The organism is Allobosea sp. Root483D1 (assembly GCF_001429505.1).
In the GTDB taxonomy this organism is placed as follows: Bacteria; Pseudomonadota; Alphaproteobacteria; order Rhizobiales; family Beijerinckiaceae; genus Allobosea.
Window position 1 is genome coordinate 190,119 of record NZ_LMJW01000020.1, and the last position, 22,967, is coordinate 213,085.

At 62.0% G+C, this 22,967-nt stretch carries 19 protein-coding genes and 3 pseudogenes; 10 read left to right on the plus strand and 12 right to left on the minus strand.

The features are described 5' to 3' along the window. Positions 1-3: 3 nt before the first annotated feature. The 5 genes and pseudogenes from ASE66_RS19525 to ASE66_RS33285 form a co-directional block, all read left to right on the plus strand. A complete protein-coding gene (locus tag ASE66_RS19525) occupies positions 4-1,053 on the plus strand; it encodes a nucleotidyltransferase family protein (protein ID WP_057191381.1) in 1,050 nt (349 codons plus the stop codon). Next, positions 1,050-1,748: a cytidylyltransferase domain-containing protein gene (locus ASE66_RS19530; protein ID WP_057191382.1), complete on the plus strand. Its 699-nt coding sequence runs from the start codon at positions 1,050-1,052 to the stop codon at positions 1,746-1,748. Before ASE66_RS19525 ends, ASE66_RS19530 begins: the two co-directional genes overlap by 4 nt. Positions 1,749-1,828: 80 nt before the next feature. Beyond that, on the plus strand, positions 1,829-3,214 hold the full coding sequence (locus ASE66_RS19535) for an MBOAT family O-acyltransferase (RefSeq protein WP_057191383.1): 1,386 nt from the start codon (positions 1,829-1,831) through the stop codon (positions 3,212-3,214). After that, complete coding sequence (locus ASE66_RS19540; protein WP_156412246.1) at positions 3,189-4,310, plus strand: hypothetical protein; 1,122 nt, start codon at positions 3,189-3,191, stop codon at positions 4,308-4,310. The genes ASE66_RS19535 and ASE66_RS19540 overlap by 26 nt, the downstream gene beginning before the upstream one ends. Positions 4,311-4,398: 88 nt before the next feature. Beyond that, positions 4,399-4,652 (plus strand): annotated as a pseudogene (locus ASE66_RS33285) (IS630 transposase-related protein); the annotation flags it as partial. An 18-nt stretch (positions 4,653-4,670) separates the two neighbouring features. Here ASE66_RS33285 and ASE66_RS33995 read toward each other — a convergent pair. Then, positions 4,671-4,781 (minus strand): annotated as a pseudogene (locus ASE66_RS33995) (IS110 family transposase); the annotation flags it as partial. Positions 4,782-4,863: 82 nt separating this feature from the next. On the opposite strand from ASE66_RS33995, the pseudogene ASE66_RS33295 reads away from it, so the two are divergent. Then, a pseudogene (locus tag ASE66_RS33295) lies at positions 4,864-4,981 on the plus strand (IS630 family transposase); the annotation flags it as partial. Positions 4,982-5,195: 214 nt separating this feature from the next. Here the strand turns inward: ASE66_RS33295 and ASE66_RS19550 are convergent. Together ASE66_RS19550 and ASE66_RS19555 are read right to left on the minus strand one after the other, a co-directional pair. Further along, on the minus strand, positions 5,196-6,146 hold the full coding sequence (locus tag ASE66_RS19550; protein ID WP_082613587.1) for a Gfo/Idh/MocA family protein: 951 nt from the start codon (positions 6,144-6,146) through the stop codon (positions 5,196-5,198). A gap of 11 nt (positions 6,147-6,157) precedes the next feature. Next, the gene (locus ASE66_RS19555; RefSeq protein WP_200964621.1) at positions 6,158-7,312 is read right to left on the minus strand and encodes a Gfo/Idh/MocA family protein; all 1,155 of its coding nucleotides are present in this window, start codon (positions 7,310-7,312) and stop codon (positions 6,158-6,160) included. Here ASE66_RS19555 and ASE66_RS19560 point away from each other — a divergent pair. The 4 genes from ASE66_RS19560 to ASE66_RS19575 all read left to right on the plus strand — a co-directional run bounded on the left by ASE66_RS19560 (position 7,278) and on the right by ASE66_RS19575 (position 13,568). Beyond that, positions 7,278-8,780 carry a hypothetical protein gene (locus ASE66_RS19560; protein WP_057191387.1) on the plus strand — a complete coding sequence of 501 codons (1,503 nt, stop codon included), beginning with the start codon at positions 7,278-7,280 and terminating at the stop codon, positions 8,778-8,780. The genes ASE66_RS19555 and ASE66_RS19560 overlap by 35 nt on opposite strands. Further along, positions 8,780-9,487 carry a hypothetical protein gene (locus ASE66_RS19565; protein ID WP_057191388.1) on the plus strand — a complete coding sequence of 236 codons (708 nt, stop codon included), beginning with the start codon at positions 8,780-8,782 and terminating at the stop codon, positions 9,485-9,487. The genes ASE66_RS19560 and ASE66_RS19565 overlap by 1 nt, the downstream gene beginning before the upstream one ends. Before the next feature lie 629 nt (positions 9,488-10,116). Then, positions 10,117-11,943 carry an ABC transporter ATP-binding protein gene (locus tag ASE66_RS19570; RefSeq protein ID WP_082613588.1) on the plus strand — a complete coding sequence of 609 codons (1,827 nt, stop codon included), beginning with the start codon at positions 10,117-10,119 and terminating at the stop codon, positions 11,941-11,943. A 368-nt stretch (positions 11,944-12,311) separates the two neighbouring features. Continuing rightward, positions 12,312-13,568, plus strand: a complete 1,257-nt coding sequence (locus tag ASE66_RS19575) for a hypothetical protein (protein WP_156412247.1) — start codon at positions 12,312-12,314, stop codon at positions 13,566-13,568. A gap of 13 nt (positions 13,569-13,581) precedes the next feature. On the opposite strand, the gene hisH is transcribed toward ASE66_RS19575, so the two are convergent. The 9 genes from hisH to ASE66_RS19620 form a co-directional block, all read right to left on the minus strand. After that, positions 13,582-14,241, minus strand: coding sequence for an imidazole glycerol phosphate synthase subunit HisH (gene hisH, locus ASE66_RS19580; protein ID WP_057191391.1), 660 nt, complete (start codon positions 14,239-14,241; stop codon positions 13,582-13,584). A gap of 1 nt (position 14,242) precedes the next feature. Next, complete coding sequence (hisF, locus tag ASE66_RS19585) at positions 14,243-15,013, minus strand: imidazole glycerol phosphate synthase subunit HisF (protein WP_057191392.1); 771 nt, start codon at positions 15,011-15,013, stop codon at positions 14,243-14,245. A 12-nt stretch (positions 15,014-15,025) separates the two neighbouring features. Further along, positions 15,026-16,354: an N-acetyl sugar amidotransferase gene (locus ASE66_RS19590; protein ID WP_057191393.1), complete on the minus strand. Its 1,329-nt coding sequence runs from the start codon at positions 16,352-16,354 to the stop codon at positions 15,026-15,028. 333 nt (positions 16,355-16,687) lie between these two features. Next, positions 16,688-17,620 (minus strand): glycosyltransferase family 2 protein, encoded by a 933-nt coding sequence (locus ASE66_RS19595; RefSeq protein ID WP_057191394.1) that lies wholly within the window; start codon positions 17,618-17,620, stop codon positions 16,688-16,690. Further along, positions 17,617-18,792 (minus strand): glycosyltransferase, encoded by a 1,176-nt coding sequence (locus tag ASE66_RS19600; protein ID WP_057191395.1) that lies wholly within the window; start codon positions 18,790-18,792, stop codon positions 17,617-17,619. The genes ASE66_RS19595 and ASE66_RS19600 overlap by 4 nt, the downstream gene beginning before the upstream one ends. Further along, on the minus strand, positions 18,792-19,952 hold the full coding sequence (locus ASE66_RS19605) for a DegT/DnrJ/EryC1/StrS family aminotransferase (protein WP_057191396.1): 1,161 nt from the start codon (positions 19,950-19,952) through the stop codon (positions 18,792-18,794). Before ASE66_RS19605 ends, ASE66_RS19600 begins: the two co-directional genes overlap by 1 nt. Next, a complete protein-coding gene (locus ASE66_RS19610) occupies positions 19,949-20,551 on the minus strand; it encodes an acyltransferase (RefSeq protein WP_156412248.1) in 603 nt (200 codons plus the stop codon). Before ASE66_RS19610 ends, ASE66_RS19605 begins: the two co-directional genes overlap by 4 nt. Positions 20,552-20,557: 6 nt before the next feature. Then, positions 20,558-21,496, minus strand: coding sequence for a Gfo/Idh/MocA family oxidoreductase (locus ASE66_RS19615; protein WP_057191397.1), 939 nt, complete (start codon positions 21,494-21,496; stop codon positions 20,558-20,560). A 55-nt stretch (positions 21,497-21,551) separates the two neighbouring features. Then, on the minus strand, positions 21,552-22,892 hold the full coding sequence (locus tag ASE66_RS19620; RefSeq protein ID WP_274532968.1) for a nucleotide sugar dehydrogenase: 1,341 nt from the start codon (positions 22,890-22,892) through the stop codon (positions 21,552-21,554). Positions 22,893-22,967 lie beyond the last annotated feature (75 nt).

Below are 22,967 nucleotides of genomic sequence, written 5' to 3' on the forward strand. Positions count from 1 at the left end.
ACGATGGCCGACTTCAAAAAAGTGACCGTTGGTCTCGACAGCGCCGTCCTCGATGTGATCCAGACGATCGAACGGGGAGCCATACAGATCGCCCTCGTCGTCGATGCCGAGGGCGTCCTGCTGGGTACCGTCACCGATGGCGACATCAGGCGCGGGCTGCTTCGGGGTATCGACCTCCATGGACCCGTTGCGAGCGTGCTTCAGACCAAGCCGCGAACGATACGGGTGGAGGAAGGCAAGGAAGCGGCCTACCGGCTGATGCGGCGCCTGGAGATCCATCACATGCCCGTGGTGGACGGCGCCGGACGCTTGGTCGGGCTCGAGCTGCTGGACGACCTCGTGAAGCTCAATGCCCAGGATACCTGGGTGGTCTTGATGGCGGGCGGCAAGGGCACGCGCCTGATGCCCCTGACGGCCTCCACCCCTAAGCCGCTGCTTTCGGTCGGCGGCAAGCCCTTGATCGAAACCATCATCGGCAACTTCATCGACCAGGGATTCCAGCGCTTCTTCCTGTCGCTGAACTACAAGGCTGAGATGTTCCGCGCGCATTTCGGTGATGGATCTCGTCTTGGCGTGTCGATCGAATACCTGCACGAGGCGGAGGCTCTTGGCACTGCCGGGGCTCTCTCGCTGCTCCCGGCGCGTCCGACCGGCTCGATGATCGTGATGAACGGTGATCTTTTGACTGCGATCGATTTCCGAAACCTGCTGATCTTCCATCGCGAGCACAAGGCTGCGGCAACCATGTGCGTGCGCGAATATTCTTTCCAGGTGCCGTATGGCGTGGTCGAGATCGATGGACCCCGGCTCATGGGAATCGTCGAAAAGCCGGTGAGATCGTGCTTCGTCTCGGCGGGCATTTATTCGCTGGAGCCTGAGATGATGGACCTGTTGCCGGGCGGCTACTGCGACATGCCAGACCTGTTCGAGGCTGCGCGCACCTCGGGCCGGGAAACCCTGGCGTTCCCGGTCCGTGAGTACTGGCTGGATATCGGCAGGGTCGCCGACCTCGAACGGGCCCGGACCGAGTTCGATCAGGTGTTCGGCGGATGACGACCTTAACCGTCATTCCGGCGCGCGGCGGTTCGAAGGGATTGCCCGGCAAGAATATCATCGACTTCGGCGGTCGACCGCTGATCCATTGGACCATCGCAGCCGCGGTCGACAGCGGCGTCTGTGGCCAGGTCATCGTCTCGACCGATGATGCGGCGATTGCACAGGCCGCGGTCGATGGTGGCGCGTCCGTCCCATTCTTACGTCCGCCTGCACTCGCGACGGACAAGGCAAACTCGCTCGATGTCGTCAGGCATGCGATCCAAGCCTTGCAAGATGCATCTGGCGGGAAGATTGCGACCATCATCCTGCTCCAGCCCACGAGCCCTTTGCGAGACGCGAACGATATTGCACGAGCCCACCGGCTTTTCAGCGACGGCGCTGGCCGCAGGCCTGTCGTGAGCGTCTGTGCCGTGAAGTTTCAGCCGAGCTGGATCTTCGATCTTGCGCCCGACGGCGGACTGTCCCCTGCGTTCGGAGCCGATGCGGTCGCCAACCGCCGACAGGATAGCCCACAGCGCTACATGCCCAATGGCGCAATCTACATTGCGGACGCGGAGGCGATCCTGTCCGGGGGCGGATTCTTCGAGGGCGCGCAGGGCTATGTCATGCCGCGCGATCGGTCCGTCGATATCGATGACGCTGACGACCTCGAATTGGCACGCTTCAGATTAACCTCAGCATCTCGATCCTGATCGAATACCGTTGAGCGTGACTTGTCAGACTTGGCGCGAGAAATATAGTGCTATTTAATTCTTTTGAATTTTTGGCATTCATGGCCCTTGCAGTGGTTTTATTTTATACGACGCGGATTTATAAAGTTCGTCGCATCCTGCTGATCGTCGCGAGCTATATCTTCTACGGGGCGTGGAATCCGCCTTATCTTCTGCTTCTCGCCGGTACGACCCTATTGGATTTCAGCGTCGCCAAGCGGATGGACAGTGTGAACAGCGCCGCTGCTCGCCGCTTCCTGCTGATATTGAGCATCACTTTCAATCTGGCTTTGCTGGGATCGTTCAAATATGGCGAGTTTCTGATCAGCAACCTCAACCTCGTCATGTCTGAATTGGGGTTGTCCGGGTTTGAATATCGTTCTGGGGGAATTATTCTTCCCTTGGGTCTTTCATTCTATACCTTTCAGTCGATCGGTTATGTCGTCGACGTGTACAGGCGTCATATCAAAGCAGAGACCAATATTCTGGACTACGCTCTTTTCGTCAGCTTCTTTCCACAACTCGTGGCTGGACCGATCCTGCGGGCCGCAGAATTCATCCCCCAGATCAAGGCTTTGGCCCATCATCGTGTCGTCGGGCTCGAGCAGGCGGCCTTTCTTCTGGTCCTGGGGCTCTTCCAGAAGACGGTGATGGCGGACAATATTGCTCCGCTCGTCGATGCCGTCTTCAAGGCGCCCGCGTCCTACGGCTCCGCCGACGCCGCTCTGGCGGTCTATGGCTTCGCCTTCCAAATCTATTTCGATTTTGCGGGGTATTCGAACATGGCGATCGGCCTCGCAATGCTGTTTGGCTTCCGCATCCCCGAAAATTTCAACAATCCCTATGCCGCGATCGGCCTCCGCGATTTCTGGACGCGCTGGCACATCTCGTTGTCGCAATGGCTGCGGGACTATCTCTACATTTCCCTCGGCGGGAACAGGAACGGAAGCGGCCGGACGGCACGCAACCTGATGATCACGATGCTGCTCGGTGGCTTGTGGCACGGCGCAAGCTGGACCTTCGTGCTATGGGGCGGCATCCACGGGCTGTACCTCATCGCCGAAAGGCGCCTCGTGGCGCTCGCCGACCGGCTCGGACTGCGACGCCCGCTCGGCCCGGCGGCCCGGCTCGTTTTGATCATCCTGACGTTCCACGCGGTCTGTTTCGCATGGATATTCTTTAGGGCGCAGAACGGGTTGGACCAGGCCTTCCTGGTACTTCACCGGCTGGTCGTGCCGACCGGCACATCCGTTTCGCCGCTCCTGCAGGATCGCGCGATCTACGTCTATCTCGGCGGCCTCTATCTGGCGACGCTCTGGAGTTTCCATGCGCTGAGATTGCGGGCAATCGAGGCAATGTGGTTGCGTGGTCTTCTGGCGGGCGGGATGCTCGCGCTTACCGTGTTGGGCGCTGGAGCTGGAAATGCTTTCATCTATTTTCAGTTCTAGAACGGGGTTCTGGCCCGCGGGCCTGCTCGGATTGGCGGCGCTGCTGGGCCCGGCCGAGTCCATGATCAGGACGATCGAGCGCTCGTTCGGCGAAAAGGCCCGCTTCACCTATCCCGCCAACGACGCCCAGAAGCTCGACTGGGCGCTAGACTACCTAGCGCAGGGGCGGCCGATCTCGACCCTCATCGTCGGCAACTCGCAATGCGAATACGGAGTCGACCCCGCCTGGCTCGAACCGGGCAGCTACAATCTGACGTTTTCGGGAAGCTCGTTCATCGCGGGCCTGAAACTGGTGCGTACGCTCGATCTGGCTCCCAAGCAGATCGTGATCTGCATCTCGCCGGCCGACCTGACGCGCGACATGGTGACGAGAGGTGACCAGATCGTCGCGGCGGCGCAGGCCAAGCGCGGTCTGGTCCGCGGCTCGTCGTTCCGCGACAAGGTCACCAGTTGGCGGCAGCGCTTTGAGAATGAGGTCGGCGCCGGCTTCGCCGTCGTCTTTCGCAGCGGCGATCCTCACTACAGGCGTTTGCTGAGTGATTTTGGCCACCTCCTGACCCGACGCGACGCCTGGCCCGATACGCTCGAGGCATGGGGTAGGTTCTGGACATCGGGGCAGAGCAGGAAGCCCCAGCAGGTCGATGCCCGCTACTACACGGCCAGGTTCGATCGCGGCTTCCTCGGGCTGGTGATGATCCGGCCCTGGAACAGCGCGGATTTCGACAGCGGAGCATATCTGCCCGTGGTGAACAACTACCGCGCCACGGTGTTTCCCGACTACGACCAGAACGGCAACCGGTACTGGGAGGAAGCGAAAGCGCTGGTGGCGGATCTGTCGCGCTCCGGTATCCGCATCGTGTTGCTGCGGATGCCGGTCGCCAAGGACTTCGCCGTGATCGAAGACGAGGCTACCGGCTTTTCCAGGCATTTGGCGGCGTTTGCCACGAAGCTGGGGCTGCGCTCCCTCGACGGGGCGGCACTGGCGCCGGACATGGCGCGCGACGTGGCGAGCTACCGGGACGCCGCCCATCTGCACCAGCAGTCCGCGCAGATCTTTACGAACAGGCTCGCCAAGGAGTTGGCGCAAGGGCGCTAGAGCGTTTTCACGTTTTTCCGATTCCGGCGGGATTCCCAAGCCGGGCGAACAGTGCGATTCCTTCATCGTCTGACGACGGAGGCCGGAGATGGCGCGCGCCTACAGCCAGGATTTGCGCGAGCGAGTGATCGCCTCGGCGGAAGCCGGGATGCTTGGCCGTTATGCGGCGGCGCGGTTCGGAGTTGGAATATCGACGGCGATCCGCTGGCTTGTGCGCGAGTCAGGCTTGGCGAGACGAGCGCGCGACTGCAGGGTCGGCGGCGGGGTTCGCGGCTGGATGCGCATGAGGCCTTCATCGTGGGGCTGATCACGAAGCGCAAAGACATCACGCTGAACGAGATGATGGCTTGTCTGGTTGCCGATAGGGTTGATGGTGTGGCCGAGCTTGTCGATCTCGCAGCCCCAGTAATGGGCGCCTGGACAGGCTTCCATCGCGACGAGACAAGCCGGTTGAGCCGCAAAGAAGCTTAGGCCCGGCGACATCGTCGTCATGGACAATCTGCCGGCCCACAAGCCGGCGGGCGTCCGCGAGGCCATCGAACGAGCTGGCGCNTGCCCGAGCCGAGAGAGCGATCCCGGCTCTCTGGGACGTCGTCGGATCGGTCATCGACCTCTTCACGCCCGAAGAATGCGCAAATTTCTTCAAAGCCGCTGGCTACGATCCAGATTAAACCGGAAACGCCCTAGATCACCGCGCGTCCGAACGGGCGCGGTCACGATGATCTATCACATTGTTACCGCACCGTTTTCTTCCGAAAACTGGATTCCACTTTTCGGTCCGATGCTATTGAGAACGCGTGATCCGATCAGGTGATTCAACCTGACCGGATTCAGCTCCAGGACATCGGATTCACGGCCTGTGGAGACCGCGTTCGACCCAGTGCTCTAGCGATAGATGTCGCGAACGAGCTGCATCGCCTTGACACCGCTTTCGAGGCTGGGTAGCGGCGTCGACTGGCCCGCGGCTTCAGCGATCATCCATTCGGCCTGCCGGCGGAATCCCGGCTTGAAGTTCTGGTCCCAATCGTCGGGCTCGACCGGGACGAGCTTGCGGGTGCCGGCATCCTGGAAGGAAGCGCGCTCGAGCGGCTTCAGCTCCCACCGGCGGCTTCGGGTCGAGATCGTGCAGCTCCACGGTCCAGGAGCGGCCCAGAGGGCCTCGTACAGGCCGATGTCGCCGCTCGAGAAGCTCACCTTGGCGAGAACGAGAGCCGGATCATCTGCGTTCCAACGGTGAACGACGTCGACTCCTGTGACCTCGCCGCGTCCGAAGGCGAGCAGATAATCCACGAGGTGGATCGAGTTGGCGTACATCCAGTTCGCGACCACCTCGGGCGCATGGCCAATCGTCCTGGCGACTTCCAGCGACTGCTGATCCTGGACATGGATGAAGCGCGGTTCGGGATTCTGCGCGAGATCCGACAGGGCTGCGACCGTGCTCGACATCGCTCTGCGGTTCAGTCCGGCGTAGACATGACGGCCTGCGCTCTTGGCCTGCCGCAGGATGTCGATGGCTTCGGCGTGATCGAGCCCGATCGGCTTTTCCATTAGGATGCGCCAGGGGAAGGCGAGTGCCTGATCGAGAACCGATTTGATGCCGGTCTCATAGACGGAGACCTGCACCAGATCCGGCTCTGCGGCGCGATAGAGTTCCTCGATCGAGTCTGCAACGACGCCGATGCCGAACTCCGCCGCCAGCGCTTCGGCCTTATGGCGGGTTCGACCATAGATGCCGCAGACGCTGACGCCGGGCACGTCGCGGAACGCCTTGATATGTTCACGGGCCATCGCCCCGGTACCGATGATCGCCACCCGGTGTTCGGCTGCTGCCTTCATGCTGGTTCTCCTCAGGCGATCGGCAATTTGAGGGTTCGGGGAAGTTCGGGCCCGATGGACACCACGGCGCCGCCATTCTCATGGGAGAGATGGGCGGCAATCAGGACTTCCATCGCCAGTCGGCCGTCCTCGCCCGTCGGATAATCCACGCCCGCGATGAGCGCGCTGAGCACCGCGGCGCTCGGCGCGACTGCATCGGCCGGGGTGATGCTGAGCCGCTCGGTCTCGACCGGCATGCCGTAACGCGTCGTCGGGAGCTCGGAATGTTCCGCTTCGCGTACGACCGCGACGAGTTCGCCCGCGAGCTCGTCCACCGTGATGCGCCCGTTACGCGCCATGTAGACGGCATTGACGCCGTGGCCCTGGTCCGTCCAGCAATCCATATAGAAGCGCTGCCCGCTCTCGGTCTCGATCCGCACGGTTCCCGCAGCATCCTTGAACTGCGCACCCCGCGGATTGGGTACGGCCTCTTTCGAGAAGTGAGCGCTGACCCGGATCGGGCTTTCATCGGTCATGAATCGGAACATCTCGAAATAATGGGTTCCGTTCATCGCGATACCGAAGTTCCCGGCCTGGACGCCGACGCTCGTCAGCCCGCCGAAGCGCGGCTGCGCGAGCATGCGCTTGGGCAGCTGATACTGCTCCATGAAGCGCATCTGGTGGTTGATCGCTAGCCGGATGCCCGCGCTGCGGCAAATCCCGATCATCGCGTCGCATTCCTCCAGCGAGACCGCCATCGGCTTCTCGCACAGGATCATGCTGACGCCCGAACGAGCCGCGAGCTCGACGAGGCCTGCATGCGACGGGGCAGTCGTCGCGATCACGAGGCAATCCGGACGGGCCGTCGACAGCATGACGCCAGCGTCCGAATAGAAGACGCCGGACGGCAGCTCGAGCGTGCCGGCCGCGCCGGCGAGCGTCTGCTCGTTGGCATCGCACAGCCCGACGATGTCCAGTCCGAGGTTCCGTGCGACCTGCACATGCCGCAGCCCCATGCGTCCGAGGCCTATGATCGAGATTTTCAACATCAACTCCCTGCGGTCCGTGTTCGCGCAATCGCGGTATTGCTGTAGTGTCGAACAGGACAAAAGTGAATGCCGTCGGCTTGGCGGGCGGTCTTTTGGAAGGCAGATGGTCGGAATTTCAGATCTGTATCGATCGATCAATGCTGTCGACGATCTTGAGGCTGCCAAGCATATCGCGATCGGGCGCTGGCTGGCGTGGCCAATAGTGAAGATCACCCTGGCCGCCCGCGCCGTGGTCTCGGCCAATGCCGTTTCCCCGGCAAATGGCGTTTCCGGCGGCATTCTCAAGCGTTTTACCGCGCAGTTAGGAGCGGTGGTGCGCGACTGCCGACTGGCCTTGCGACCGGCGCTGTTGCCTGATCGTTCGACGATCCTGCTGGTCGGTGTCCGCAAGGCGGTTACTGCCGACGACGGTACCGAAACGGATTTTTTCTTCGGGAACCTCAACGCGACGCACTGGGCCGGACAATCGCGCTTTCTCTCGTTCCCGCGGATCGACGAAGATAAGCCGGGGGGCGACAGCCTAGTCAGCTATCTCGCCCACGCTCGGTTGCTGGCGAAAGTTCTTATGCCAGCGATGCTGCCACCCGCCTACCGGCTCGTCCGTGCGATGGGGAGGCAGCCGGGCGGTCCTGCAGTCGGCCTGGGCCGCGCCGCGTTGATCCTCGCCAATTTCCAGGCCAGGCGAATCCTGTTCCGCCGCTTCCTTCGAGTTTCGCAGTTCCAAACCATTCTGATGACTTACGCCCCTGGCCGCATGCCCGAGATCGCAGCTGCGCAGGAATGCGGCATTCCCGTCGTGGAGCTTCAGCACGGCGTCTTCGGCGCCAACGATCCGGACTACGGATGGTCGGCTTCGCTACGACCTTCAAAGGAGCGGATGCCTCTTCCGAACCGCGTTGCCGTTTTTGGCTCTCATTTCCGGGACCTGATGCTCGCAAAGGGCTTCTGGGACGCGCGGGATGTCGTGATTGCCGGTTGTGCGGCCATCGATAACGCATCCGCTGGCCCGATCGCATCTCGCGAGCGGCCATCTGTCCGCTTTTTCTCGCAGCCGCTGTTCCACGCTGTCATGCGCGACTTGCTGCTCAACCTTTGCCGCGAGCCGGTGCGCCTGGCAGATTTCGATTGCGAGTTGGTCCTTCACCCGGAAGAGACCGATGGCGAGGAATTCTACGGCCCGCTCAATCGGGTCTGGCCGACGCTTAAGATCATCCGCTCTCGCGGCAACCCGCTGCCGCTGATCGCATCGGCCGATGCGATCGTTGCGTGCAATTCACTTGCGTTGCTGGAAGCCTGCGGAATGGGGCGTCTCGCGATCTCGCTGACGCGCCCCGGCGGTGGCGGCGGCTTGAGCGACATGATGTCCGATCCGACGCTGGAGCAGTTCGTGCCGCATGTCGAAAGCAGCTCCGACTTGGTTGCTTTGCTGCTGCGGCTGTCACGAGGAGAGCTGGACGGCCAGCGGGCGGAGCTTTCGTCGCTGGGAAAGGCTCTCTACGCTGCCGGCTGGCATTCCCGGATGCGAGCCATACTGGCCGACGTCGCCAAGGAGGCGGATCGCCCCGGTCGATCATCCGCGGATCTTCAGCGTGAGGTCGCGGCCTGATGGCCACCGTCCCTGATTTCGGCTCGTCATCGCTCACCTGGAAGACGCGCTCGGGCCATTCCGGTGGATGGCGGCTCATCGCAACCGCGGCGAAGCTGGATGCCGACGGCAACAGTATCGAGGAGTATGGGCTGGCCCCGATGGTCATGGCCGGAAACGTCGCCGGCGACGGCCCGTTGGGTAAATCCCCGGCATACTCGTACCAGATCCTTGCTTCCCAACACCGGCACGTCATCTTTCGGACCCATGCGAGGGACGGGCGCTGCGACGATACCGAGAGCGAGAATGCGACGCTGTTCGAGCAGCTCGCAATCGATATCCGGCAGGTCAGGGCGGAGAAGCTGGGCCGCGAGGAGATCCAGCCGGACTTGCTTCGACGCTGCGGAACACTGATCGGTATCGTCGAATACCGCGAGGGCGCCGAGCGATGGCGGCTCGCCTTTCCGGTCAACCATCTGACCTATGGCCCACCGGGCGCGGGGCCGGTGTTGCAACTGGAGACCGGCCCGCTTCCGGTTCCGTCGACATGGTTTGGAGCGCGCCACGAATCGGCATGCCAGGCCTCGTTCCACCTTGCCTTTCTCTTCTGGCGCGATTGGTCCAGGCTGGAGTTCCAGGCTCCGGCGCAGGGCCGCGATCGTCACTCCGACGCAGTCGGTCGCCTCGAACGCGCCGGCACAAGCTTGAGTATCCTGGCCGGGCGATGAAGATGGTGACATGGAAGGAAGGGGGCTATCCTCAGCCCTGCGAGCATTCCTATCGTTCAGCCTCTGTTCAACCTCGGACAGTAAGCTTGCCGTACTCTGACCAAGGTGAACCCGATGAAACAAAGTCGTCTCATTGTACCGCTCACATGGATCGCCTTTTCAATCCTGGCTGTGACGCCCGCATCTGCGCAGTACTGGCGCCAGGACGACATCGGCTTCATCCAGCCACGCTGGCGTAACGGTTCAGCGGTGTGTCCCGAGGGTTATGACTATGATCGTGGCCGCTGCAAGCCGCAGGGTCAGTATGGCCGAGGGCGCGGTGGTAATTACGGAGATCGAGGCGGCTACTACGGAGAGCGCAGAAGAGCACGCGACGGTGTTCCGCCTCGTTTCAACCGACGGGGATCCGCCGTCTGCCCGGAAGGGTATGACTACTACGACAATGCCGGGTTGTGCTTCTCGCGCTAAGGCGCAGAGGGCATCTCTCCGGAGCAGAATTTTGCCAAGCACGTGCTGCCGGGAGGGCTCCTCCCGGCAGTGCCGTTTGAGGGGTCGGATTCCTCGCACTTGCAGCATCAAGCTGCTAGAGCAGTCTCGATGTGAGGCGCGGCAAAGGTGGGCCGATTTTTATGATCAAAGCAGCCATGATGCGCGTCAACACGACATGGAACGTCGTGCGGATGGTCGCTGAGCTCTCGCGTGCCAGGGTCGGGCTGATAGCGGCATTTGTCGTCGCCTCTGTCTTCAATGCGTTGACGGACGGCTTCACTGTCATGCTCGTCGTGCCGCTCGTCGACACGCTGGCCAGCAACAGCCTTTTCGCGAGCATCCCTTTGCTGGGGCAGTTCGGAGCCCTGTTCGAAGGGCTCACGGTCTCGCAACGCCTGCAATGGATCGCTCTGATCCTGGGCGTCATTGTGCTGGCTCGAGGAGCGATCCAGTATTTTCTGGATATCATCGTTTATGTCATTCCGACCGAAATCGAGAAGGAGCTGCAAGGCCGCTGCTTGCGCTCGATCATGGCGGCCAAAGCCGATACGATCGACAAGCTTTCGATCGGCGACCTGATCAACATGTCTTCCAGTTTCCCGATTCGCGTCGGGATTGCTGCCAGATTCTTGGCTCAGGCTTTTTCGAGCGTCGTTACAATCTGTATCCTGTTGCTTCTGATGTTGGCAGTCAGGCCTATCGTTCTCATAACGATCATGAGTTTTATTATTGTATGTTCGATATTTTTCAGATCGATTACGCGGCGTGTGGCCGCTGACATCAATACGAATTTAACGCGCTCGCAAATCGAGTTCTCATCTTACTATACTGAGATTGTACAAAATTTTAAATTTATCAAATTCTCTTCTGCGCATGAATTTTTCTACAAAAGACTCAATGCTTCGATGTTGAGATTGAAGCGGATTCAGATCAAATCCCTTGCCTTGCAGGCCGCGAGTTATCCTTTTTTTTCGACTGTAGGTGGATTGCTGGTCTGCACCATCGTGCTGATCGCCAGCCTCTTCAGTAGCGTCAGTGGCCAGGAAATACTTGCGATTCTAGTGATCTTTCTCGTGGGCTTTTCGCGGGTTCTGGGCCCATTGGCCACGTTTCACATCGCGCGCAATATTTTCGTTAGCAATGTCGAGGCCGTCGAAGGCCTGCATGGGTTCCTGGCCAAGCTCGACAGGGCCAAGGAGCCACAGGACGGTTTCAGGCTGTCCGCGCCGCCGGAGTCGGTAGCGTTCGACCGGGTTGGCTTTGGTTATGGAGAGGGTGAGCTGATCGTTTCCGATCTCTCCCTGAATGTCCCCCGGGGCGGGATGGTCGCCATCGTCGGTCACTCCGGCGCCGGCAAGTCGACGATCCTCAGGCTGCTGATGCGCCTGTACCGGCCGACGCGTGGAGAGATCCTCATCAACGAGGCCTCCCTGAACGACATCGCCGCCGAGACGCTCTGGCCGCGTGTTGGATATGTCAGCCAGGAAACGCCGCTGTTCCGCGGTTCTATCCTGGAGAACATCATGATCGCGGACCCGGAGGCGACGTTTCCGGAGGTCGTGGCCGCAGCCCAGGCCGCCTCGGCCAGCGGGTTCATCGAAAACCTGCCGAAAGGGTTCGATACGATCATCGACAGCGGCGGAGGTTCCCTGTCCGGCGGCGAGCGTCAGCGAATTGCGCTTGCGCGCATGTTCCTGAAGAAGCCCAGTTTGCTCATCCTCGATGAAGCGACCAGTCAGCTCGATACATTGACTGAAGCGGCGATCAGATCGGCGGTCAATCGTCTACGTGGGAGCGGCTGCACCGTCATCATCGTTGCGCATCGGTTGGCGACAGTTCAGGACGCTGACATGATCTACGTGCTGTCCAAAGGACAAATCGTGGAACAAGGTTCTCATAGTGAATTGATCAAGTTGGATGGCCTGTATTCCCAGATGGTCGCGACTCAAAGGCTGGAGGTGTCGTGATGCGGATTTACATCCACTGCGCGTCCGCTCATGAAAGGCGGATGGCTGCGGGTGTCGCGACACAACTCGGCACCAGCTATGACGTCATCGTTCCCGAGTTGGACAAGGCCAGCAGCTGGGTGCGGCTTTCAGCATCTGGTGAACCTGTGGAACTGCTGCCTGCGAGCTGTCCCACGGGGCCTTGCCAATCCAAACGGCCTCCTTCCCGCCGTCGGCTCATCCGGTTCATATCTTTCGCATCCGCGCTGCGGGGGAGGCGTGCCAGAGGCAGGCGCCTTCGCAGCATCGTCCGCTTTATCGAAGTTTACGGTTGGCGGGCCCTGTTCAGTCTCGGTTTGCGCAGAAGAAGGGAAGCGAGACGCGGGGCTGTGGGAGCGACCGCAGCTGATGCGGGGCTGGATAAATCCGCCGTTCTGGAGAAGAAGCCATCGCCGATCGCGCAGCTATGGCAATCAGGTTCTACCAACTTGACGGCTTTTACCTTGTTGGTGGTAGGTATTGGAACCGAGCGTGCGCGCCTCGCGCGGCACAAGAGCGAATTGCTGACGCTCGGCGCCGATTGCGTGGTGATGTTCGAAGACAATATCGGGAACAATTCGCGCCAGGTGGCTTTGGCCGCCAAGCGCGCCGGGCTGGATTATGTCATTTTGCCGACGACCATTCCCAACCCGATCGAGGCGGCCCATTACTATGCTTGCGATCCACGGCACCTGGCCAGTGGCTTTGTCGGATGGCTGATTCGTCAACTCAGGCCCGGCTGGATTTTCAATTACCAGGGGCACGACCGGTTGAGGCTTCCTGCCACCGACATCATTCTCTATGAGACCGTCGGCTTGGCTACGCGCAAGCCTTGGTTGCTGAACTATGGCCAAGCTTACAAGATCGCTGTCGATTCACCGAGGATCGCAGAGTGCTATGAAGTGCTCGGCTTTCCACCAGAGCAGCTGGAGACGCTGGGCAGCCCGGTGGACGACGTCCTTTTCGAAGCCAACCGAGATCGCGCGGCCTTACGCGAGGAGCTGTTGACACCACTCGGCCTGAGAGACGACCGCCCGCTCGTTCTGGTCGCTATCCCGCCGAATCAATTCACCTCGCCGTCGATTGAAGGCTTCGAATACGATTCCTACGAAGAGATGCTGCAGGGCTGGGTTGACGCGCTTGCGCCATTGGCCGCGCGAGCGAATATCCTTGCGGTGAAACACCCGCGGACCAAGGTCGAAGAGGTTCGGAGCTTCGCCCGCGCCGGCGTGCCGTTGGCCGATGCCGCGACAGAGACGCTCCTGCCGCTTTGCGATCTCTACGTGGCCAGCATTTCAGCCACGATCCGTTGGGCACTGGCGCTCGGCATTCCGGTGATCAACTACGATTGTTACCGTTATCGCTATGGCGACTATGTCGGAGCGAGCGGCCTTATCGAGGTCGAGGACCGTGCGAGCTTCGAGCACGCGCTACAGGACATCCTGGACTCAGCCGGGCGCCTGGACGAACTCGGCAGGCTGCAGACAAGCCAGGCGCCGGAATGGGGCGTTGTCGACGGACGTTTTGCGGCACGGTTGCGAGAGCTCGTCAATCGTGCCGCCAGAGAAAAGTCGCCGGCTTCTACACTCGAGCCGGCGAACGCATAGCTCCGAACCGCTCTCAGATAGCCATGAACGAACGAAACATCTTCTGACCGGCCAAGCTGCTGCGTTCCGGGTGAAATTGCACGCCGAAGACGTTGTCCTTCCGGACTGCAGCCGTCAGATCTCGGCCGTTATACGAGACCGTCGCCAGGAGATGGGCAGCGTTGGCGGGCTGGCACATGTAGGAATGCACGAAATAGGCGCTGGAGCGGCCTGGTTGCAGTTCCTGGAGGGGGGAGCCCGCCCAGTCGCCTTCGCCGACCCCGTTTTGCGGAAACTCGAGCGTACCCCAGCTGATATGGGGGACGGCATGCCTGTCGCCTGCGGCCGTCGTTTCGGGAATTCGAACGACATCGCCCTCGATCAGCCCGAGGCCAGGCGTCACGCCGAACTCCGTGCTCTTTTCCATCAGCATCTGCATGCCGACGCAGATGCCAAGAAATGGGCGCCCAGTCTTGATGAAGGACTGGGCGGCCGCATCCAGCCCGCGCGCGTTCAGTTCCTCCATGGCACGAGCAAACGCTCCAACGCCCGGCAGCACGAGGCGCTCCGCGCGCGCGACGACATCGGGATCGCCACTCAGGACCGGCTCAACTCCGACCGCCTTGAACGCATTGCAGACTGAAAAGACATTGCCGATCTGGTAATCGACGACAACAACGCTCCGGCTTTGCACGTCAGGCAGCCTCCAAAGAACGCACCGGAATCCCCGCATCGCCCAAGCGGGCTCGGAGATCGGGAAGCAAGACATTGCCGTAGTGCAACGCCTTCCCGATGGCGACGGCGTGGGCAGCGCCCTGCCGCAAGCCATCAATGACATCGCTGTTCCGGCCAACCCCCCCCCCGGCAATGACCGGTATGTCGACGGCGGCCGTCACCGCCTTGATCAAGGCGATGTCGAGACCGCGCGAGGTCCCGTCCTGGTCGATCGACGTCAATAAGATCTCGCCGGCTCCCAATTCCTGAGCCTTCGCGGCCCAGGCGATCGGATCCAGCCCAGTATGGTTGCGGCCATTGTCTGTCATGGCTTCCCAGCTTTTCGGCCCGGTCCGTTTGGCCTCGATGGACAGCACCGTCGCTTGAGAGCCATAGGTCTCGGAAATTTGTGATAGCAGCGACGGATCGCGGGTGGCGGCGGTATTGATGGCCACCTTGTCCGCCCCCGCCGCGAGGAGGGTCTTGACGTCTGCCAGCCGGCGGATACCGCCTCCGACGGTAATCGGAACGAAAATGCGCTCGGCCGCCTTCCTCACGATGTCGTCGAGGTTGTTGCGCTCGTAAAGGCTCGCGACGACATCCATATAAAGCAGTTCGTCTACGCCGGCTTCGTAGTATCGCAGGGCGAACTCGCCAGGATCTCCGATTTTCCGCCAGCCTTCAAACTGGACGCCCTTGATCAGGAAGTCCATTTTGAGATCCAGCCGGGCGATCAGGCGAACATTCGTCATCGATACTATCCGTCAGTTTGCCGAGAAGATCGTCCGCCTCAAGGCCCAGTCGTTACCGTCGAGCTTCCACAGATGCGGAGGACGGAAACGGTTCGCGAGCGCGTCGAAATAGGCCCTGTCCATGATCGGAGCTTCGAACTGCGTCGACGCCTTGTCGAACTCACGCTCCGGCAAGCTCAGATAGGTGAGGAGCTCCTCCGCAAAACGCTCCGGGAACTCGCCGTCATATCGTTTGACCAGCGCGATACCTTCCTCTCGCGTCAAATCGCCCGAGCGCACTTCCTGCGCTGCGTCGTAGGTAGAGCGGCCGATTCCGAACTTGATATAGGTCGTGTAGTAATGGAGGTCGTCGATCTTATCGTCGATCGAATTGTACTTAGAATAGGTTCCCGGAGTGCGCTCAGGCGACGCCTGGAAGCCACCGTTCTCAACGGCGAAGTAATAGGCCGACTGAGGGTGCCATTTGAGGTAGTAGCCGAGATAGTGGACCTCGATGCCACGCTTATCAAGCTCGGTGGGATCGATCGGGAGGTAGCTCTGCAAATCGGCCGGACGGACGCCGTAGTCGTTGATGAGCGACGCGACCGACGTTCCGCCCAGAAAGACCTCGTTGGGGTCCGTCGAGGAGAAGTAGGCGTGATCCCGGCGAGCGCTTTCGTTGTCTGCGATGGGGTTGCCATATTCCGCTTCGTTCTCGCCGTAGAAGATCAGCGGAATATTCATTGCCGCCGCCATTTTCGGCGCGAATGCCTTCTGCCCGATCATGAAGGCCTGGAAGGGGTGGAACAGATTCTCCACAGCCAGCCGCGTCATCAGACGCTTGACCCGGCCGTTCGGTGTCATCAGGTAATTGTCGAACCCGGAATGAATCCAGCGATTGAAGTTATGCCAGCCCCAATCCGTATAGACATGCGGCGCCCAGGTGACGGTGAGCGGGTTCATGCCGAATTCGTACTTCAGCATCCAGGACTGAAAGAAGGAATCCTTGCCGCCGGAGCCCGGCACGATGCAATCATAGCTGCCGTTGCGGGAGCGGTACTTGTCGCAGAGTTGGGTCAGTTCATGACGGCGCCTGTCCCAGTCGATGATCTGAGATTTACGCCGGGCCTGCTTGCACGCATCGCAGACGCCGTCGTCATCGAGCTGGATCGTCTGCTTGGTGCTCTCCTTGGTGTGCTTGTACTCCACAGCCGAGTTCGGCCTCTGGTTCGAGATCACACACTCGGAGCAGAACATCACGTTCCGGGGGAGGCCATACTTGGTTTCCGGCTCGGCTACATCAGCTGAGAACTTCGCACGGTCGAGGGAGTCGCGCCGCGGGTCGGTGTGCTTGTAGCTCATATTTGCCCTGCCTTCGAACCGGTATTGCCGGTGATGCCATGACGATCGGTCGCAAAGATGGACGACCACCCGTTCGCTGCCGGAAGAACGACGTCTGCTCGCTGATGCGATAGCGTCCCGCTCCACGGCATAGTTCTGCCCGAGCGGCCACAAACCGGCCCAAGGACCCGGGCCGCTCTCCCGGGCGATACCCGTTGCAGGCGGCAAAAGCAATATGGTCCATTCGCGCGGCCTGGCCGACAGAATGGCGGCGGAATGCCGCCGGCTCGCCGCCAGAAAGAAGCCGCTCCCTTCTCCGTTGCCGCCGGGGCGCGTATCTGCGATGGCCGCGCGTCAATCTCCCGCTGCCTGTCCGGAGATGTCGGTCGCCAAGGCGGCGATCCGAGCGAGTTCGGCTTGCTGTGCCCGTCTCTGCGTCCACCAGCGCCGGTGGTGGAGCCTCAGGCGCGGTGCATAAGCGAACGACCGCAAAAGGCTCTTTGCCGTGCTTCCGTAGCGACCTTCTCCTCGCGCGGCATTTGCCTTCTCGATCTCGAGATAAGCCTGAAGCCGCATCCAGGGTGCTTGTGGAAGAGGCTGGCTCGAGGCCGGGCCGAAGGTGGCCAGGATCGCCTCGCAAGACGTTGCCACTGTCTGCCATCCTGCGGGCGGAGAGCGAGTGACAACCGCCGCCGCCGAGGGCGCGACGACCAGACGCCCTCCCGCAAGACCGAGCCGGATACCCCATTCGAGATCCTCGAGCCGCCGCAAAGAGGGGGTCAGCGGTCCCACGAGATCCCATACCCTTCTGGAAAAGAGTGCGGTGGAACCTGGAAAATACCAGCAGCCGGCGGCCAGCGCTTCGAGGTCGGCCGCTTCGGCGGGCATCGCGAGAACCGCATCTTCGGGCGGCGACCAGCGCCATACTCCCGCTGCGCACAGGAACGGCGCAGCGTCGTCTTGCTTGGAAAAGAAGGCGAGCCGTTGTGCCAGGGTGTCCGGCAGGAAAAAGTCATCCGAGTCCAGGAAGGCGATGACATCGCTCCTGGACGCCTCGACTCCAGCATTGCGCGCGCCCGCAGCACCCCGGTTCTCGGGCAGACGCAACACTCGGACGCGCCCGCTCGAAACGAGCCGGTCCGCCAGGCTCACCGGGGTCGGTGACGCATCGTCGACGACGACCACCTCGGCCTGAACCCCAGGCTGCCGGAGCACGGACCAGACCGCCCTGGCTGTCTGCTCCGGTCGTTCGTAGCTCGGAATGACCACCGAAACATCGGGCTTCATCTTACGCGTCTCGCATCGGCCGCGAGGCCATCGACAAGGGCGACGAGCGACTTCTGCTCCTCGTCCCAGTTCAACCGCCGCGCGGCTGCCCGGGCCGCCGCCTTCATCTGTTTCAATTGTCCGGTCCCGATCCCATTGAGAGCATCGGCCAGTCTTTCGGGGGCGAGGTCGGCCAGGACGCCACAGTCAGCCGCCTCGACGATTCGTCTCATCTCGAGGCGCGGCGTGGCGAGCACGGCCAGGCCGGCCATCAGATATTCGAATAGCTTGTTGGGCAGGGCGAACTCATACTGCTCTGTCGTCGGCGGCAGGGCGAGATAGCCGATATCGGCATCGGCAGCCTGCTCGACGAGTTCGGCAGGCGAGACCGCGGGCGCGATGGCAAGCTGATCCGCGACTCCGAGCGATGTGGCCCTCTCGCGAAGACCTGCGATATAGGCGGCAGAACCATACCCCCTGATGACGATCTCGCCGTCGAAGGTCCATCGCGGGACGGAATCGATCAACTCCTCGAGACCCCGCTCGGGTCGGATGACGCCATGGAACAGGATGCGGCGCCGCGGCGCCGGAGGCCGGGGAGGAACGTCCTGGAACTTGGGAAGATTTCGGATGACCGTCGGTCGGTCCGGCAGCGAATAAAGCGTCTGCAAAGCATCTGCTATTCCATCGCTGACGGTCATCACGCGATCGGCGTTGCCGATATGGCGCGACTCAATGTGCTGGACGGCCGCCCGGGCTATGATCCGCCATTTCCAGTTCTGGACATGCTCGCGTATCGCGAATTCGTGGCTATCGTAGATTATGCGCGCTCCTGATGCGCGCTTGATCCTGGCGGCGACGGGAAGCGTGATCCAATCGTTGCTGACGACGACATCGGGTTTTTCCTGCAAAGCATATTGCAGCATCCGGGTTCGGTCGGCGCCAGTCCAGTACAGGAGCGATGCGACAGGCGGCACGAGCGTCGCGGGCCCCTGGGTCAGCACAAGTTCCAATCTTTGCCGGACTTCGCTCTTCAGCTCCGGAAGAGGCCGGAACCTGACGGCAGCGTCGGTGGGGAGGGGCTCCCGCCCGATGACCACGACATCATGCCCGGCTGCCTTGAGGGCGCCGGCGGTTCTCATGACCCGCGCATCACGCGCGAGTGGAGTGAGAGCAAGGATGGCGATGCGCATCAACGGCCCATCAGAAGCGTGTGGCCAGCAAGCGCCTCGCGCACGGCTGCGATGATGTAATCCTGTGCCGCCTCGTCGAGATAGGGGTGCATCGGCAGCGCCACGACCTCCTGTGCGGCGCGCTCGGAGATCGGCAGGCCGTTGCCGGCGACCGGGAAGTGCTTGTAGGCGACCTGCTGATGCAGGGGCTTGGGATAGTAGACCGTGGTCGGCACGCCCTTGGCCTTCAGCGCCGCCTGGAAGGCGTCGCGACGGCCGGCTTCGACGCGGATCGTGTACTGGGCCCAGGTCGAGACGCAGTCAGGCATCACGTAAGGCGTCGCGACGAGGTCCTTCAGCGCCGCGGTATAGCGGGCGGCCACGACCTGGCGCTGCTCGATCTCCTCGGCGTAGATCTTGAGCTTCTCGATCAGCACGGCCGCCTGGATGGTGTCGAGCCGCGAGTTCACGCCGACGCGGACGTTGTCGTACTTGTACGAGCCCTTGCCATGAAAGCGCAGCGAGCGCAGCAATTCGGCATGCTCGTCGCTGTCGGTGAGGATCGCGCCGCCATCGCCATAGCAGCCGAGCGGCTTGGCCGGAAAGAAGCTGGTGGTGGCGAAATCGCCGATCGCGCCGGCGATGCGGCCTTTGTAGCGGGCGCCATAGCCCTGTGCCGAATCGGAGATGAGGACGAGGCCGTTCTGCTTGCAGAAGGCTTCGATCGGCTCGTAGTCGCAGGCCTGGCCGAAGAGATCGACGGTGATCAGTGCTCCCGGCTTGAGCTCATGCTTGCGCGCCGTCTCGAGTGCCGCGGCGAGGCCCTTCGGGTCGATATTGTAGGTGGCCTCGTCGATCTCGGCAAAGACCGGAGTCGCCCCCATCCAGGCGACGACCTCGGCGGTGGCGGCGAAGGTGAAGCTCGGGCAGAGCACCGCATCGCCGAGACCGATGCCGAGCGCTTCGAGCACCAGGATCAGCGCGTCGGTGCCGTTGGCGACGCCGATCGCGTGCTTGGCGCCGCAGAAGGCGGCGAGCTCGGTCTCGAACTGGGCGACCTGCTCGCCGAGGATGTAGTTGCCGTCGTGAACGACCTTCAGGATGGCCTCATCCATCGCCTTGCCGATGCGCCGGCGCTGCGCCTTGAGGTCGATGAACTCGATCGCGGGGCGCTCGCTCATCCGACGATTTCCTCCAGGGTGTCCGGCCCGGTCTCGCGATAGCGCCGGCCGGTCTCGGGACAGGTGAGATCGGGGCCGAGCCTGGCGCCGTCATGGCTCATCCAGCCGATGCGACGAGCCGGAACGCCGGCCATCAGGGCGAAATCGGGCACGTCCTTCGCGACGACGGCGCCGGCGGCGATAAAGCAATAGGCGCCCAGCGTATGGCCGCAGACGATGGTGGCGTTGGCGCCGATGCTCGCGCCCTTCATAACCAACGTGCGGCGGAACTCCGCCTTGCGGTTCAGGAAAGCGCGCGGGTTGTTGACGTTGGTGAAGACGCAGGACGGGCCGCAGAAGACGTCGTCATCCAGTTCGACGCCGTCGTAAAGGGCGACGTTGTTCTGGATCTTGCAACCATTGCCGATTCGCACGCGCGGGCCGACCATGACGTTCTGGCCGAGGATGCAGTTCTTGCCGATCGTGGTCTCGCCGAGAACATGGACGAAGTGCCAGATCTTGCTGCCGGCGCCGATGGTCACGCCGTCGTCGACATAGGCGCTTTCGTGAATTTTCACGCCCGGAAAGCGCGGATCGTCACGCATTTCCGAAGCGGCCATCGACGCTCAGCCCTTCAGGTACTTGTTGATGAAGGGGTGACGCTCGCCATTGGCGCTAATTGGCAGCGTCCGGAACTCGGACACCACCTCGACGCAAAAGCGGACATCCTCTAGCCCGTAGCCGCGGCCGGCCAGGATCTCCTGGTAGCTGCGGGCGTGCAGGTCGGTGAAGCCTTCGGAGAACTCGACCTCCTCGCCGTCGAGCGTGATCGAGCGATAGGTCGTCTTCTTGCCCTTGACGTTGTCGGGCAGGTCGTTGGCGTCGACCGAGAGGAACCAGCGCACATCGGCCTTCTCATAGGAGAGCAGGCCGCCAGCGCGTTCGCCCTCGCGCAGGCTGGCGGTCTGCGACTGCAGAGGGCCGAAGACATAGGCGAGCATGTCGAAAAAGTGGACGCCGATATTGGTGGCGACGCCGCCCGACTTGGCCTCGTCGCCCTTCCAGGAGGCGTGATACCAGCGGCCACGCGAGGTGATGTAGGTCAGATCGACGGCGTGGCGCGCGTTCGACTTGGCGATGCGCTCCTTCAGCGCCTGGATTGCCGGGTGCAGCCGCAGTTGCAGGATCGTGCTGATCCTGTGCCCGGTCTGCTGCTCGATCTCGGCGAGGCCGTCGATGTTCCAAGGATTGAGCACGAGCGGCTTCTCGCAGATCACCTCGCAGCCCGAGCGCAGGCCGAAGCGGATATGCGCGTCGTGCAGGTAGTTGGGGGAGCAGATGCTGACATAGTCGAGCTGCTCCCCGCGGCGGCGCAGCTTGTCGACATGGCGGTCGAAGCGCTCGAATTCGGTGAAGAAATGTGCTTGCGGGAAGTGGCTGTCGATGACGCCGACCGAATCGTTGGGGTCGTAGGCGACCTTGAGGTCGCCGCCATTGGCCTTGATCGCCGCCATGTGGCGGGGGGCGATGTAGCCGGCGGCGCCGATCAGCGCGAAGCTCGTCATGATGGAATCTCGATCTCGTCCGTCGCACCGGGCGCAAACGGGCGGCAGCGTTCTATCAGGCCTTGAAGACGTTGTCCGCCTTGACGCCGGCGCGGGCACAGGCATTACGGGTGTCGACCACCAGCTTCGATCCGGCGACGATCGCCTTGTAATCGACGTCGTCATGGTCGGTCGCAATCAGCACGGCGTCGAAACCGGCGAGCGAGGCCTTGTCCACCGCGGCGCTCCTGCGGCCGGCGAGCTCGGCATGCTCGCGTGTCGGCGGGATCACCGGGATGAGGGGGTCGTGGAACTCGACCTGGGCGCCGCGCTTCTCGATCAACTCGATCAGCTTGAGCGAGGGGCTCTCGCGCATGTCGTCGATATTCTTCTTGTAGGCGATGCCGAGGATCAGGATCCTGGCGTCGCTCAGGTTCTTGTGGCCCTTGGAATCGAGGAGGGCGGCGAGCTGGTCGACCACCTGATAGGGCATGCGCCTGTTGATCTCGCCGGCGAGCTCGATGAAACGCGTGGCGACATCGTATTCGCGCGCCTTCCAGGTCAGGTAGAACGGGTCGATCGGTATGCAGTGGCCGCCGAGGCCGGGGCCTGGATAGAACGGCATGAAGCCGAAGGGCTTGGTCTTGGCGGCGTCGATGACCTCCCAGACGTCGATGCCCATCGCCGCGTAGACGGTCTTGAGCTCGTTGACGAGGGCGATGTTGACGGCCCGGAAGATGTTCTCGGTCAGCTTGACTGCTTCTGCCGTCGCGGTCGAGGAAACCGGCACGGCCTTGACGACCAGCGCGCCATAAAGCGCCAGCGCAATGGCGAGCGCGTCCGCCCCGTCGCCGCCGACCACTTTCGGGATGGTCGAGGTGCCGTAGTCGGGATTTCCGGGATCCTCGCGCTCGGGTGAGAAGGCAAGGAAGAATCCCTCACCGCTCTTCAGACCGGTGGCCTTCTCCAGGATCGGGCGCATGACCTCGTCGGTCGTGCCGGGATAAGTCGTCGATTCAAGGACGACGAGCTGATCCTTGCGCAGTCGCCTGGCGATCGCCTCGGTCGTCTTCACGACATAGGACAGGTCCGGCTCGCGGTATTTGGTCAGCGGCGTCGGTACGGCGATCAGCAGAGCATCGGGCTCGGCCATGCGATCGAAATCGGTCGTCGCGACGAAACGGCCGGTCTTTGCGCCTTCGGCGATCAGCTCCATCGGGATGTGCTTGATCGCGCTGCGGCCGGCGTTGAGGTCGTCGACGCGCTTCTGGTCGATGTCGAAGCCGATGACCTTGATACCCTGGCGCAGCGCAGCGAGCGCGAGGGGGATGCCGACATAGCCCAGACCGACGATGCCGATGACGATGGACCGGTCATCGACGCGTTGGATGAATCGCTGCGCTGTTGGCAAAGTCACAATGCGCTTTCGGCGGATAGGAGCTGGGCCTGATTTGAAGCGCGCTTCTTTCAGGATTGCTGACCTGCGTCAACA

Bases quoted from the DNA above. Each gene is read 5' to 3' on its own strand.
- ASE66_RS19565 (WP_057191388.1), top strand. From the start codon at position 8,780: ATGGCCACCGTCCCTGATTTCGGCTCGTCATCGCTCACCTGGAAGACG.
- ASE66_RS19535 (WP_057191383.1), top strand. From the start codon at position 1,829: ATGGCCCTTGCAGTGGTTTTATTTTATACGACGCGGATTTATAAAGTT.
- ASE66_RS19595 (WP_057191394.1), bottom strand. From the start codon at position 17,620: ATGAAGCCCGATGTTTCGGTGGTCATTCCGAGCTACGAACGACCGGAG.
- ASE66_RS19550 (WP_082613587.1), bottom strand. From the start codon at position 6,146: ATGAAGGCAGCAGCCGAACACCGGGTGGCGATCATCGGTACCGGGGCG.
- ASE66_RS19615 (WP_057191397.1), bottom strand. From the start codon at position 21,496: ATGACGAGCTTCGCGCTGATCGGCGCCGCCGGCTACATCGCCCCCCGC.
- ASE66_RS19525 (WP_057191381.1), top strand. From the start codon at position 4: ATGGCCGACTTCAAAAAAGTGACCGTTGGTCTCGACAGCGCCGTCCTC.
- ASE66_RS19560 (WP_057191387.1), top strand. From the start codon at position 7,278: ATGGTCGGAATTTCAGATCTGTATCGATCGATCAATGCTGTCGACGAT.
- ASE66_RS19530 (WP_057191382.1), top strand. From the start codon at position 1,050: ATGACGACCTTAACCGTCATTCCGGCGCGCGGCGGTTCGAAGGGATTG.
- ASE66_RS19610 (WP_156412248.1), bottom strand. From the start codon at position 20,551: ATGGCCGCTTCGGAAATGCGTGACGATCCGCGCTTTCCGGGCGTGAAA.
- ASE66_RS19600 (WP_057191395.1), bottom strand. From the start codon at position 18,792: ATGCGCATCGCCATCCTTGCTCTCACTCCACTCGCGCGTGATGCGCGG.
- ASE66_RS19570 (WP_082613588.1), top strand. From the start codon at position 10,117: ATGATCAAAGCAGCCATGATGCGCGTCAACACGACATGGAACGTCGTG.
- ASE66_RS19590 (WP_057191393.1), bottom strand. From the start codon at position 16,354: ATGAGCTACAAGCACACCGACCCGCGGCGCGACTCCCTCGACCGTGCG.
- ASE66_RS19540 (WP_156412246.1), top strand. From the start codon at position 3,189: ATGCTTTCATCTATTTTCAGTTCTAGAACGGGGTTCTGGCCCGCGGGC.
- ASE66_RS19605 (WP_057191396.1), bottom strand. From the start codon at position 19,952: ATGAGCGAGCGCCCCGCGATCGAGTTCATCGACCTCAAGGCGCAGCGC.
- hisF (WP_057191392.1), bottom strand. From the start codon at position 15,013: ATGACGAATGTTCGCCTGATCGCCCGGCTGGATCTCAAAATGGACTTC.